Here is a 14885-nt window from a genome sequence, read left to right on the forward strand (position 1 = left end):
CTCGCTCCCACATTGTGCTGTATTCGCAGGTTTCGGCTCGCGATGGCGGCTCAGCGACGCAGGAACGCCAGCACCGCCTCAGTCACGAACTGTGGATTCTCCAGGTTGGAGATATGCCCTGCCTCCGGGATCAATGTATGGGGGCAACCGATCAGCTCAGCCATTTCCAATGCCTCGGACGGTGGACGTGGCTTGTCCTGGTCGCCGCACATCACCAAAGTGCTACCGGCATCGAGGCCGGCCAGTCGTGGCAGGATATCGTCGCGGCCAAAGATGATCCGCCCCAAAGGCACGATGCTGTCGCGCAGACGATCGGTCGGCAGGGCAGCCAATGTGGCGCGAAACTGCTGGTAGAGCGCCGATTGCGGGTCGATTCCCGGTCGGAAGAAGATTGGCACGATGATGTCCAACAACGGTTCGGGAATGCTGCCACTGGCTTCGATCTTGTCGAACAGCGAGAAGTAATACTGGCGGGTCGGCTCCGGCTCGACGCCCACGTAGGTGTCCATCAGGACCAGCGACTGCACGCGCTCAGGTGCTGCCAGCGCCAGCCGCGCGCCCCACATCCCGCCCACCGAGAGCCCGACCAGGTTGAAGCAGTCGACGTCCAAGTGATCCATCAATGCCAATGCCTGACGAGCCAGGTCGTCCAGGGAGGTCATGCCCTCGGGCAAACGTCCGGACTGGCCATGCCCCCACAAGTCCAGGGTGATGACCCGATAATGCTGGGACAACACCTCGATCTGCGGCGTCCACATGGCGTGGTCCCACAGATAGCTGCTGCCCAGCAGCACCACTGGGCCCTGGCCTTGGTCGAGGTAGTGAAGCGGTTGTCCGTCGATGATTGCAAAGGGCATGGATGACCTCCTTGTTTGTGTCTGGAAAAAAGCCTTGGGGAGACTGAGCTGTGCAGGCTGAGCAGTCAACCTTTGGGCCAGCTGTACCTGTGCAGCCCCCATCGCGGGCAAGCCTTGCTCCCACAGGGTTGATTCACAGCTGATCCCTGTGGGAGCAAGGCTTGCCCGCGATGGGGCCTTGATAGACGCCGCAAAACTACATGCCTTCCAACTCCGCCATCAAATCGTTCAATCGGTCCACCTTCTCCTCGGTGACCTCACTGGCCGCCAGCCCATCGATGTAGCCGGCCAGTTCCTGCACCGTGCTGCACTCGAACATCGCCCGCAGCGGCACGTTGCGTTGCAGGGTCTTTTGCACCCGTGAGGCGATTTGCGTCGCCAGCAAGGAATGCCCGCCCAATTCGAAGAAGTTGTCCCGCACGCCCACCCGCTCGACTTTCAGCACCTGGGCCCAGATGTCTGCCAGGGTCTGTTCCAGCGCATTACCGGGGGCTTGGAAGTTCTGGCTTTGCAATTGGCCGATCTCCAGGGCCGGCAAGGCCTTGCGGTCGAGCTTGCCGTTGGTGTTGAGCGGCAGGCGGTCGAGCCACAGCCAGTGCAGCGGCACCATGTATTCCGGCAGTTCGGCACGCAGGCGCTGCTTGATGCGCTCCAGGCATTCGGCGGGTTCCAGCGCAGAATCGGTGGCCACGAGGTAGCCCACCAGATGCTTGCCATTGGCGCCTTCCTGCACACCCACCGCCCCATCACGCACCTCCGGCTGTTCGTGCAAGCGTGCCTCGATTTCCCCCAGTTCGATGCGGTAGCCGCGGATTTTCACCTGATGGTCGATGCGCCCGACGTACTCCAAGATCCCGTCGCCGCGCCGTCGCGCCAGGTCACCGGTGCGGTACAGCCGCTCCCCCGGCGCCCCAAACGGGTTCGGTACAAAGACCGGGGCGGTGCGCAACGGATCGCTGACATAACCACGCCCAACCCCGGTGCCCGCCACGCACAACTCACCCACCGCGCCCAGAGGCACCAGGTCCAGCGCGCCGTCGAGCAGGTACAGACGATTGTTGTCGGTGGGCGTGCCAATCGGCAGGTACGTGCCACGGGTCGAGGCCAGGTCGACCCGGAAGAACGCCACGTCGTCGGAGCATTCCGCCGGGCCGTAGGCGTTGACCAGGCCGATGTCCGGGTAACGCAACAACCATTGGTGGGCCAGTTCCGGCGGCATCGCTTCGCCGGTGGGCAGCATCCAACGCAGGCCGTCCAGACCGATGCGCTCTTGGGCAAGCATGCCCTGGATCAGCGACGGCACGCTTTCCAGCACGCTAATGCCCTGCTGCTGTACGTGCTCCAGCAGCCCTTGCGGGTCGTGGGCAACGGCGTTGGGCACGATGTCGACCCGGGCACCGAACAACGGGGCGGCCAGGAACTGCCAGACCGAAATATCGAAACTCTGGGACGCCGTCTGGGCGATCACATCCGCCTCGCTCAGCGCCAGATACGGCACTTTGCTCAGTTGGTTATTGAGCATGCCGCGCTGCTCCACCATCACGCCTTTGGGCAGGCCGGTGGAACCGGAGGTGTAGATCACGTAGGCGAGATTATCCGGTCCGCTGTAGACACCCGGGTTTTGCCGCGAAAAATCGCTGGCCTGGACGCTTTCCCATACCAGCAACTTCGGCCGTCCGGAACAGGCGAATTCGTCCAGCAACGCCTGCGCCTGGGCCTGGCAGGCCTGGGTGCAGACCAGCAACGGCGTGCGGCTCAATTCGATGATGCGGCTCAGGCGCTGGCTCGGCAGGCCGGGATCCAGCGGCAGGTAGCCGGCACCGGCCTTGAAGCTGCCGATGATCATGCCCAGCAGCTCGGCATCCCGCTCGGCCAGCAGCGCCACGGGCTGATCCAGGCCGACACCGGCAGCGATCAGGGCGTGACCGAGGCGGTTGCTGCGCGCATTCAACTCGGCGTAGCTGTAGCTCGCGTCCAGGCAACTGACCGCAGGGCGGTGGGGATGGGCCGCGACCCGCGCCTCGAACAGCTCGGCGTAGCTCTGATCCAACGGATAGGCATGCTCGCTCTGGTTGCAACCTTCGATCAGGAAATCCTGTTCTTCAACACCGATCAGCGGCAGCTCGCTCATGTCGCCGTGCAAGCCCTCCATCAACGCCAGCAGCAACCGCTTGAACTCGCCCAACAGCCCTTGGACGGTGCTTTCATCGAAGTAGCGCCGGTCGTACGAAAGGTGCAGTCCCAGGTCATCCCCCGGATAGCAGACCGCCGTCAGCGGGAAATTGGTGTGGGTACGGCCCGAGTCCGAAGTGGCGTTGAGACGTTGGGCGCGGTCCAGCACCGAGACCTCCACCGGAGCGTTCTCGAACACGAACAAACTGTCGAACAGCGGTTGGCCCTTGGGCAGTTCGCTGACTTCCTGGATGCTCACCAGCGGCAGGTATTCGTACTCGCGCAGTTGCATGTTGCTGTCCAGCAAATCGCTGAGCCACTGGCGCACGCTGCAACGCTGATGGTCCTCAGGCATCTGCACACGCAAGGCGATGCTGTTGATGAACAACCCCACGGTGCGTTGCATTTGCGGCAGCTCCACCGGGCGCCCGGCCACGGTGACGCCGAACACCACGTCGCGGTCGCCGCTGACCCGCCGCAGCACCAGGGCCCACGCCGCCTGGGCGAACGTGTTGACCGTCAGTTGATGGGCCTGGGCCAGTTCCCGCAGCCGCGCACCGTCCCGGGCATCGAGACGGGTGTAGCAGTCGCCGACGACCATGCCGCCACTGTTACCGGCGTGCTCACGCAAAAACGGCCGGTCGCCAGGGATCGGCGTGGTCCGCTCGAAACCTTGCAGGTTGCGCTGCCACCATTGGCGGGCTTCGGCCAGGCTCTGGTGCTGCAACCAGCCGATGTAGTCGCGATAGCGCGGTGGCACGGCCAACTGCGGTTCGCGGTTTTCACCCAAAGCGGTGTAGATCTCGAAGAAGTCGTCCATCAGCAGCGAACGGCACCACGCATCGATGAGGATGTGGTGGTTACTCATCATGAACCAGTAGCGTGCCGCGCCGACCCGAATCAGTCGCAGGTGGAACGGCGCCTGGTTCAACAGATCGAAACCGGCCTCGCGCTCGGTCTTGAGCAGCGCCTGGAGCTTGGTTTCCTGGGCGTCTTCGGACACCTCGGACCAGTCGAGATAATCCACCGGCGTGCTACCGGGCCTGTGGATAATTTGCAGCATGTCTTCGCCAACGTTCCAGCAGAACGACGCGCGCAGGGCTTCATGCCGGGCGATGACCGCTTGCCAGGCCTGGGCAAAACGTTGCGGGTCCAGTTCGCTGTTGATGCGATAGCGATCCTGCATGTAGTACAGGCCGGTGCCCGGTTCCAGCAAGGTGTGCAACAGCATGCCTTCCTGCATCGGCGTCAACGGGTAGACGTCTTCGATCTGCCCGGCCGGCACCGGCAGGCTGTCGAGCTGGCCTTGGGTCAGCTTCGCCAGGGGGAAATCCGATGGCGTCAGGCCGCCCGCCTCGTCCGTCAGGCAGTGCTCGATCAGGTGTTGCAACTCATCGAGGTAGGCTTCGGCCAGGGTGGCGATGGCCTGACGATCATGACGTTCACGGCTGAACGTCCAGCGCAGCACCAACTCGCCACCGCTGACCTGGCTGTCGACACTCAGCTCATTGGGCAGCGGCGCATCGGGATCGTGGATCGCACCCAGCGGCGCATCCAGCGGCTGGAACAGCGCATCCTGACCCAGGGTCTGGTCGAGCTGGCCCAGGTAGTTGAAGGTGATCGCCGGGTGCGGCAGGTTGGCCATCGTCTGGCGAGTCGCCGCGTCGGCCAGGTAGCGCAATACGCCATGGCCGAGGCCTTTGTGGGGCACCGCGCGCAGTTGTTCCTTGATGCCCTTGATCGACGTTGCGAAGCCTTCGGCCGCCGGGCTCAGGCGCACGGGATAGACGCTGGTGAACCAGCCGACGGTGCGGGTCAGGTCGATGTCATCGAACAGCGCTTCGCGGCCGTGGCCTTCAAGCTGGACCAAGGCCGAGGCATGGCCGCTCCAACGGCACAGCACGCGGGCCAGCGCGGTAAGCAGCAGGTCGTTGACCTGGGTGCGATAGGCGCTCGGCGCCTGTTGCAACAGTTGCCGGGTACGCTCGGCGTCCAGGCGCACGCTGACGGTTTCAGCATGACGTTCTTGCAGCCCGCCCCCGGGATTCCCACAGGGCAGCTGCACCTGCGCACCGCTCAACTGCGCTTGCCACCACTGCAGTTCTTCGCGCAGGGATTCGCTGCCGGCGTAAGCCTGCAAGCGCGCGGCCCAGTCCCGCAATGGGCTGGTCTTGGCCGGCAGTTGCGCTTGCTGCCCAGTGGTGAGCTGACGATAGACAGTTTGCAAATCGTCCATCAGCACCCGCCACGACACACCGTCGACCACCAGGTGATGGATGACGATCAGCAATCGTTGCTGGCCATCGGGTAACTGCGCCAGCACTGCACGCAGCAATGGCCCGGTTGATAGATTGAAACGGCTCTGCGTCTCGGCAAACAACGCTTCGCAATCCTGCGTGGTGTCCACGGACACATGCTGCACCAGCCCCGCGCCAGACCACGGCTGGTGCTCGGCACGCCAGTGCCCGGTGCTTTCGTCGAAGCCCAGGCGCAAGGCATCGTGGTGCTGGAAGACGCTGAGCAACGCCTGTTCCAGCGGGTGCGGCGCCAGGGCTGTGGTCGGCGCCAGCACCAGTGCCTGGTTCCAGTGGTGCTGGTTGGAGATCCGGCGCTCGAAGAACCAGTGCTGGATCGGCGTCAGCCCGGACTCACCCTGCAACAGGCCCTGCTCGGCGCGCACCTGCTGGCTGCGCGTGGCAACGGCAGCCAAGGTCTGTACGCTCTGGTGCTGGAACAAGTCCCGGGGCGTGAAATGAATGCCCTGCTGCCGGGCGCGGCTGACCACCTGGATGGACAGGATCGAATCGCCGCCCAGCTCGAAGAAGTTATCGTTGAGACCCACTTGCCCGACGTTCAGCACGTCGCACCAGATCGCTGCCAGTGTCTGCTCCAAGGCATTGCTCGGCGCCACGTAGTGTTGGCGATTGAGTTCGGGATCGGGCAGCGGCAAGGCGCGGCGGTCGAGCTTGCCATTGGCGGTCAGCGGCATGTTCGCCAACAGGATCAGGTGCATGGGCACCATGTAGTCCGGCAGTTGGGCCTTGAGGTGGTTCTTCAAGGCGTCGCGCAGGGTTGCTTGTCGCTCGCCGTCCTGGCTGGCGATGTCGCTCACCAGGTAGCCGGCCAGTTGCTTGCCGCCGGGCGCGTCAAGGGCCAGCACCACGGCCTCGCGCACCGCGTCATGTTCCAGCAGGCGGCTTTCGATTTCCCCCAGTTCGATGCGAAAACCACGGATTTTCACCTGATGGTCGATCCGTCCCAGGTATTCCACCAGGCCGTCGGCACGCTGGCGCACCAGGTCGCCGGTGCGATAAAGGCGTCCGCCCTCGGTGGCGAACGGGTCGGCGACAAAACGCTCGGCGGTCATGCCCGGACGCTGGTGATAACCCTGGGCCAGGCCGGCGCCGCCCACATACAACTCACCTGTGGCGCCTTGCGGCACCAACGCCAGGTCGGCGTCGAGGATGTACGCCACGCGGGCGCCAATCACGCTGCCAATCGGCACACTGGCCGCGCCCTCTTCCAATCGCTCCGGAGCCAGGCTCGCCAACGGCATGACCACGGTTTCGGTCGGGCCATAGGCGTTGAAGAACAGGTTTGGGCTGAACGCTGCGCGAATGCGCTGCAAATGCTCGCCGGTCAGGGCTTCGCCGCCGGTGATGCACATGCGCACCGGCAAGGTTTGGCCCTGGGTCGCCAACCACTGCGCCAACTGGCTGCCGTAGCTGGGGGTGAAGCCAAGAATATTGATGCGATGCTGGCGAATCAGCCCGCAGATTTCCTCGGCGTCCCATTGTCCCTGGGCCCGCAGCACCACGTGGGCACCACTGAGCAACGGCACCAGCAGACGTTCGGTGGCCGCATCGAAGTTGATGGAATAGAAATGCAGCTCGCAATCGTCCGGGCGCATGCCGAAACGCTGGATCACTGCCTGGCAATGCATGGCGATTTCACCGTGGGACACCACCACGCCCTTGGGCTTGCCGGTGGAGCCGGAGGTGTAGATCAGGTACGCCTGGTGTTGCGGCAAGTTGATCAGCGGCAGCGGCTGATCCGGGCAGTGCGCCAGGGCTGCCGAATCATCTTCCAGGCACCAGCAGCCCACGCCCTCGGGCAATGCACCGAGGGCCTGGAACATCGCCCGATCACTGAGCAGCAGACTGACGCCGCTGTCCTCGATCATGTAGCTCAAGCGGTCCAGTGGGTATTCCGGGTCCAGCGGCACGTAGGCACCGCCGGCCTTGAGGATCGCCAGCAGGCCGATGACCATTTCCAGCGAACGCTCCAGGGCCAGGCCGACCCGCACCTGCGGCCCGACGCCACGCTCGCGCAGCGTCCAGGCCAGGCGATTGGCGCGACTGTTCAGTTGCGCATAAGTCAGGGTCTGCCCGGCGAAGGTCAGGGCCGGCGCATCGGGACGCATCCGCGCCTGTTCGTCGAACAGTTCGTGCAGGCATTGGTCCAGGCGATGCTCACCAGGCTCGACGCCCAGACCGTCGAGCAGTTGCTGCTGCTCGTGGGTGTCCAGCAACGGCAGTTCACTCAGGCGTCGGGCCGGATCGACCAGCAACGCTTCCAGCAGATTGCGCCAATGCCCAGCCATGCGCGCGATACGCGGTTCGTCGAACAGGTCGGTGCTGTAGGTCAGGCAGCAACCCAGGCGCTGATCCAGGTCGGTGACTTCCAGGTTGAGGTCGAACTTGGTGGCCCGGGCGTCGTTGACCAGGTATTCAACCGTCATGCCGGCCAGCGTGCGGCTCTGCTGGAACTCCCAGCGCTGCACGTTGCACATCACCTGGAACAGCGGGTTGTAGGCCGCGCTGCGCGGTGGTTGCAAGGCTTCCACCAGATGATCGAACGGCAAATCCTGATGGGACTGGCCTTCGATGACGGTGTGGCGCACCTGTTCGAACAGTTCGCCCACCGACATCTGCCCGTCGAGCTGGCAACGCAACACCTGGGTATTGAGGAACGCCCCGATCAGCCCTTCGCTTTCCGGGCGGATGCGGTTCGCCACCGGCGCGCCGATGCGCAGGTCGGTCTGGCCGCTGTAGCGATAGAGCAACACGGCCAGGGCGGCGGTCATGGTCATGAACAGGGTCAGGCCCTGTTGCGCGTTGAAGGCACGGACCCGCGCCGCCAAATCATCGCTGAGGTCGAAACGGAACAATTCACCGCGATGACTTTGCACCGACGGCCGCGGACGGTCACCGGGCAGCTCCAGCAGCGGATGTTCGCGGCCCAGTTGCGCGGTCCAATAGTCGAGTTGTCGCTGACGCTCGCCGGACTCCAGCCACTGGCGCTGCCAGACGCTGTAGTCCAGGTACTGCACCGGCAAGGGTTCCAGGGGCGACTCACGGTCGTCGATAAAGGCTTCGTACAGCGCGCTCAGTTCGCGGGCGAAAATATCCATCGCCCAGCCTTCGGTGATGATGTGGTGCAACGTCAGGACAAAGTAATGCTCATGCTCGGCGGTCTTGACCAGGCAGGCCCGCAGCAGCGGCCCGGTCTCCAGATCGAAGGGCCGGTGGGCCTCACTGTCGGCCAGTTGTTGCACCCTCTGCTGGCGGACGTCAGCGGCCAGCATCGAGAAGTCCTTCCAGTCCATGCACAGGCCCGTCTCGCCGTGCACCTGCTGGCGGGCCACGCCGTCGACGCTCGGGAACGTGGTGCGCAGGGTTTCGTGGCGCAGGACCAACGCCTGCAAGGCCGCCTCGAAGCGCCCAACATCCAGCACCCCGCGCAACCGCGCCATGCCACCGACGTTGTAGGCCGGGCTGTCCGGCTCCATCTGCCAGAGAAACCACATACGCTGCTGGGAATAGGACAACGGCACCGGTTGGCTGCGGTCGACCTGCTCGATGGACGGCTGGCGGTTGGTCTGGCCGCTGGCCTGGATCAAGCGCACTTGTTCGGCGAAGGCCCCCAGTTCACTGGCCTCGAACAGCGTCCGCAACGGCAGCTCGACATCACAGGCCTGGCGGGTACGGGAAATGATCTGGGTCGCCAGCAACGAATGGCCGCCGAGGGCAAAGAAATCGTCCCGCAGGCCGATGCACGCAAGGCCCAGCACGTCGCGCCAGATGCCGGCGATTTGCTGCTCCAGGGCGCTGGTCGGCTCGACGTGCTCGCGCACCTGCCACTGCGGTTCGGGCAAGGCGCGGCGGTCGAGCTTGCCGCTCGGCCCCAGGGGCATGGTCTCCAGGCGCAGCAGTTGGGTGGGCACCATGTAGTCGGGCAGCTCGGCGGCCAGGGCGGTTTTGAGTCGAATGTTCAACGCGTCCTGATCCTGGGCGACATCCGGGGCGGTGTAATAGCCGATCAACTGCGGGCCGGCCGAGGTGTCGCGCACCAGCACTGCCACTTGGGCGACGCCGTCCTGGGCCAGCAGGCGCGCTTCGACTTCCTGCGGCTCGACCCGGAAACCGCGCAGCTTGACCTGCTGGTCGAGGCGCCCGAGGTATTCGATCACGCCGTCAGCGTTCCAACGCGCGCGGTCGCCGGTACGGTACAACCGCGCACCGGCCGGTCCCTTTGGGTCGGCGACAAAACGCTCGGCGCTCAGGCCCGGACGGCCGAGGTACCCCCGGGCCAGGCCCTGGCCACCGATGCACAGCTCACCCGGGACACCGGCCGGAACAGGATTGAGGTCGCTGTCGAGTACCCGGCACAGGACGTTGCCCAGGGGGCGGCCGATCGGCGAGCGCTCGCCATCGGCCTCGGTGCAATGCCAATGGGTGACGTTGATCGCGGTTTCGGTCGGACCATAGCGGTTGTGCAATTGCACCGCCGGCAGCTGCGCCAGCACCCGGTTGCGCAACTCGGCCGGCAAGGCTTCGCCGCCAGAGAAGACCCGGCGCAGGCTGGTGCAATGGACGCTCAGTGGCTCATCGACAAACAGGCTGAGCAACGGCGGCACGAAATGCAGCGTGGTGACGCCAAACTGCTGCACCAACTGGGCGATGCGGTGCGGGTCACGATGCTCACCGGGGCCTGCCAGTACCAGTTGGCTGCCGGTGATCAGCGGCCAGAAGCACTCCCAGACCGACACGTCGAAACTGATCGGCGCTTTTTGCATCAACACATCAGCGGCGTCCAGGCCATAGGTCGCTTGCATCCATTGCAGGCGCTCGGCCAGGGCCGCGTGAGTGTTGCCCACGCCTTTGGGTTGGCCGGTGGAGCCGGAGGTGTAGATCACGTAGGCCAGGTGATCGCCGTGCAGGTGCAGGCCCGGCGGATTACTTGGCCATTGCTCCAGGTGCAAGGCGTCCATGGCGATGACACTGACGCCGTCGCAAGCCGGCAAACGTTCGAGCAACGCGGTTTGGGTCAGCAGCAGATCGACGCCACTGTCGTGGAGCATGTAGGCCAGGCGTTCGGCCGGGTAGTCCGTATCCAGCGGCACATAGGCACCGCCGGCCTTGATGATGGCCAGCACACCGATGAGCAGTTGCGGCGAGCGCTCGGCGGCAATTGCCACGCACACGTCCGGGCCAACGCCCTTGTCCCGCAGGTAATGGGCCAGGCGATTGGCCTGGGTGTGCAGCTCGGCATACTCGAGTTGACCACCGTCCCAGCGCAACGCAATGCGTTGCGGCGTGCAGCGGGCCTGCTCGTTCAACAACTCCGGCAGCCATTGGCTGGCCGGCGCGCAGGGGGCCGCGCCCCACTGCTGCTGTTGGCGGTGTTCATCGGTGCTCAACAACGGCACATCACCGATGGCTTGCTGCGGATCCGCGCAGATCGCCCGCAACAGGTTGCAGTAATGCGCTGCCAGCCGCTCGATGGTCGCCGCCTCGAACAGCTCATCGGCGTAATCGAACGACAGCGTCAAGCGGCCGTTGCGATCCTCTTCGCTGTGCAGTTGCAGGTCGAACTTGGCCTCGCGGCTGTGCCACGGCAGCTCCTCGGCCAGCAGCCCCGGCAGGCGCCGCAAGGCACTCAGGTCACGTTGCTGGTGGTTGAACATCACCTGGAACAGGCCTTGCTCGCGCGCTTCGGGAAACGCTTCGAGCAGTTGTTCGAACGGCAGGTCCTGGTGGGCCTGGGCACCCAGCGTGGCTTCCCGGGCCTGGGCCAGCAGCGCGGCGAACGGTTGACGGGAATCGACCTGCCCGCGCAGCACTTGGGTGTTGATGAAGAAGCCGATCAGTCCCTGGGTTTCCAGGCGCGGACGGTTGGCGTTGGGCACGCCGATGCGGATGTCGGATTGACCGGTGTAACGCTGCAACAGCGCCTGGAAGGCTGCCAGCAACAGCATGAACGGCGTTGCGTCGTGAGCCTGGGCCACTTGGCGCAAGGTATCGCCGAGGCCCTTGTCCAGGCGCAGGCTATGCCGCGCGGCACTGCGCTGGCGTTGAGCGCTGCGTGGGTGATCCGTGCCCAGCACCAGGGCCGAATGTTCCGCGCCCAGTTGCTGCTTCCAGTAGCGCAGTTGGTGCTCGGCCTCGCCCTGGGCGAGCCACTGGCGCTGCCAACTGCCGTAGTCGGCGTATTGCAAGGGCAACGGCGCCAGATCGGCGACCTGGCCTTGGGATGCGGCGGCGTACAGCCGGGAAAACTCTTCGATCAATACGCTCAGCGACCAGCCGTCGGCGATGATGTGATGCAGTGTCACCAGCAACTGATGATCATCCTCGTCAAGACGCAACAGGCTGACCCGCAGCAGCGGCCCCTTCTCCAGATCGAACGGCGTGGCCGCTTCGTCTTCTCGAACCTGCCGTGCCCGGGCTTCGCGCAAGTCGGCAGGTAGATCACCGAGGTCGAAGACGCGCAGCTTGAATTCACCTGCCGGATCAACCTGTTGCAGGGCCACGCCATCACGTTCCAAAAAGCGCGTGCGCAGGGACTCATGACGCTCGATCAATTGCTGGAAACTGGCGCGCAACGCGTCTTCGTCCAGCTCGCCGCGCAGATGCAAGGCGCCGGGAATATTGTAGGCATGGCTCGTCGGATCGAGCTGCCAGGTGATCCACAAACGGTTCTGGGCCAGGGATTGCGGCAACGCTTCGTCGCGCGACAATGCGCTGATCGCGCCTTGAGGCTGGCCGCCGTCCTGTTGCTGGTTCGCCACCGCTGCGGCGAACGCGGCCAGGGTCGGGGCTTCGAACAGCAGGCGCAGGTTCAGCGCCAGCCCCAGGGTTCCCCGTAGCCGCGCGATCACCTGGGTGGCGGTGATGGAGTTACCGCCCAGCAGAAAGAAGTGATCGCCAGCCTGGACTTGCTCGACCTGCAGCTGCTCGCCCCAGATTTGGCCGATGAGCGTTTGCAGCTCGGAAGATGGGGCAGGCTCGTCAGCGACTTCTGCCTCGGCCGATGGGAACCGTGCATAACTGTCCAAGCTGCCGTCGGCCAATCGACTGCGGCACGCCGAGCGCTGCAACTTGCCGCTGGAAGTCTTGGGCAACGCGCCGGGATTGAGCAGCACCACCACGCTCGGGGCTTGCTGGCAGGCCTCGGCCACGGCCTGGCGAATGGCTTTGATCAGAGCTTCGGGCGGCAGGATTTTCTGCACGCTGCGGCTGATTTCCGCAGCGATGCCGATGCCTTCCTCGCCGCCATCGTTGACCGCGAACGCGGCCACGCGGCCCTTGCGCACCACCTCCACGTCGCGCTCGATGCTTTGCTCGATGTCCTGGGGATAAAGGTTATGCCCGCGCACGATCAGCAGGTCTTTCAGGCGACCGGTGATGAACAGCTCGCCGCCGCGCAGCAAACCCAGGTCACCGGTACGCAGCCAGGTCCGGCCGTCGTGCTGGACAAAGGTCTTGGCGCTGGCTTCGGGGTTGCGCCAGTAGCCCAGGGCAATGCTCGGGCCAGCAGCCCAGACTTCACCGACCTGGTTGTCGGCCAACGGCTGCAAGGTGGCGGGTTCGACGATCAGCACCGCGTGCCCGGGCTGGCTGACACCGCAACTCATCACCGCCCTGCCCAGCCCCGGCTCGGCTCGGTTTTGCGCCAGCGCCGCGTCATCCACCCGCAGCGAAGGAATGCCGTGGCGGCGTGGCGTACCGGTGACGAACAAGGTCGCTTCGGCCAGGCCGTAGGAGGCCATGAAATGGTCCGGGGTGAAGCCGCACGGGGCGAACTTCTCGGCAAACCGCTCCAGCGTGTCGAGGCGGATCGGCTCGGAGCCGGAATAGGCCACGCGCCAGCCACTCAGGTCGAGACGCTGCAGGGCCGAATCACTGACCCGTTCGCTGCACAGCCGATAGGCGAAGTCCGGGCCACCGCTGATGGTGCCGCCGTATTCGCTGATTGCTTCGAGCCAACGCAGGGGCCGGGCCAGGAAGTAGGCCGGCGACATCAATACACACGGGACGCCGCTGAACACCGGCTGCAACAAGCCACCAATCAGCCCCATGTCGTGGTACAGCGGCAGCCAACTGACGATGACGTCGTCGGGGTTCAGGTCGATGCCAAAGCCATGACGGATCAGCAATTCGTTGGCCACCAGGTTGCCGTGGCTGACCTGCACGCCTTTAGGCAACGCGGTAGAGCCGGAGGTGTATTGCAGGAAGGCAATGTCATCGTCCTGCAGCGTCGGCATCCGCCATTGCCCGGCGCGGGCCGGGTCGAGGGTATCGACGCACAACACCGGCGGCGCCGATTCGATGGCTTGCAACGGCTCGCGCAGATCGCTGCTGGTGAGCAACAGGCGCGGTTCGGCGTCTCTGAGGATCGACAGCAAGCGCTCTTGATGATGGCGACGGGCGGACTCCGGCGGATAGGCCGGCACGGCAATCACCCCGGCATAGAGGCAGCCAAAGAACGCCGCGACGTAATCCGGGCCACTGGGGAACAGCAGCACGGCGCGATCACCCTGCGCGGCCTCGGCTTGCAAAGCGGCGGCGATGGTCCGGGCACGCAGGTCCAGGTCGCGATAACTCAACACCACACCCTGCCCAGGGGTATCGGCGAGGAAGCGCAGGGCCACCCGGTCCGGCGTCAACGCTGCGCGGCGCTGGAGGGCATGAGCCAGGGTGATGGGGAGTTCGAACGCGTCGGTCATGGGGGGTTCCTGCCTGGATTCGGCTTGCAAGTTGTCACCCATGGGAACGGATAGTCCCGACAAATAATTAGTCGAGGAGCCTAGTCACCGAAGCATCGCACCGAGGCGTCCGACAGCCACGCGCCGCGACAATGGGTCGCGGCACCGAGGCTGGACTTCATTGCATCAATAATTCTTCTTCTCAATTGACAATCATTATCATTAAGCCTAATTTGGCGCTCGATGTGTAGGACGAGTACGGCATCCGGGCGTCCTGCTAACTTTTTGCAGCAAGGTGAATTCCATGACGGAACAAGTATCCACAAGCAGGTGCGACTCACCGTTACTCCAGGCATTCGTCGATAACCGATTGATCCTGGTCAAGATCGCGGCACGCATTACCGGCTGCCGATCCCGCGCGGAAGATGTGGTGCAGGACGCGTTTTTCCGGCTGCAATCGGCGCCCCAGATCACCTCTTCGTTCAAGGCGCAGCTCAGCTACCTGTTCCAGATCGTGCGCAACCTGGCGATCGACCACTACCGCAAGCAGGCGCTGGAACAGAAATACTCGGGGCCGGAGGAGGAAGGGTTGAACGTGGTGATCCAGGGAGCTTCGCCAGAAACCTCCCATATCAATTTTTCCACGCTGGAGCACATCGCCGACGCGCTGACCGAACTGCCCAGCCGCACCCGCTATGCCTTCGAGATGTATCGCCTGCATGGCGTGCCACAGAAGGACATCGCCAAGGAACTGGGCGTCTCGCCGACCCTGGTGAACTTCATGATCCGCGATGCCCTGGTGCATTGCCGCAAGGTGTCGGGGGTTCGGGGGGATACCTTCGCCCGGCGGTAACTTGCGGTGTCAG

General features: G+C 64.5%; 3 protein-coding genes. 1 reads left to right on the forward strand and 2 read right to left on the reverse strand.

Going from position 1 to position 14885, the window contains the following annotated elements:
* Positions 1–50: 50 nt before the first annotated feature.
* A complete protein-coding gene (locus KI237_RS21090; RefSeq protein WP_212796903.1) occupies positions 51–857 on the reverse strand; it encodes an alpha/beta fold hydrolase in 807 nt (268 codons plus the stop codon).
* 196 nt (positions 858–1053) lie between these two features.
* Complete coding sequence (locus KI237_RS21095) at positions 1054–14040, reverse strand: non-ribosomal peptide synthetase (RefSeq protein WP_212796904.1); 12987 nt, start codon at positions 14038–14040, stop codon at positions 1054–1056.
* Positions 14041–14323: 283 nt separating this feature from the next.
* Here KI237_RS21095 and KI237_RS21100 point away from each other — a divergent pair, with 283 nt between their 5' ends.
* Positions 14324–14872, forward strand: a complete 549-nt coding sequence (locus KI237_RS21100; protein ID WP_024619408.1) for an RNA polymerase factor sigma-70 — start codon at positions 14324–14326, stop codon at positions 14870–14872.
* Positions 14873–14885 lie beyond the last annotated feature (13 nt).

Source organism: Pseudomonas sp. St316 (genome assembly GCF_018325905.1).
Taxonomy (GTDB): domain Bacteria; phylum Pseudomonadota; class Gammaproteobacteria; order Pseudomonadales; family Pseudomonadaceae; genus Aquipseudomonas.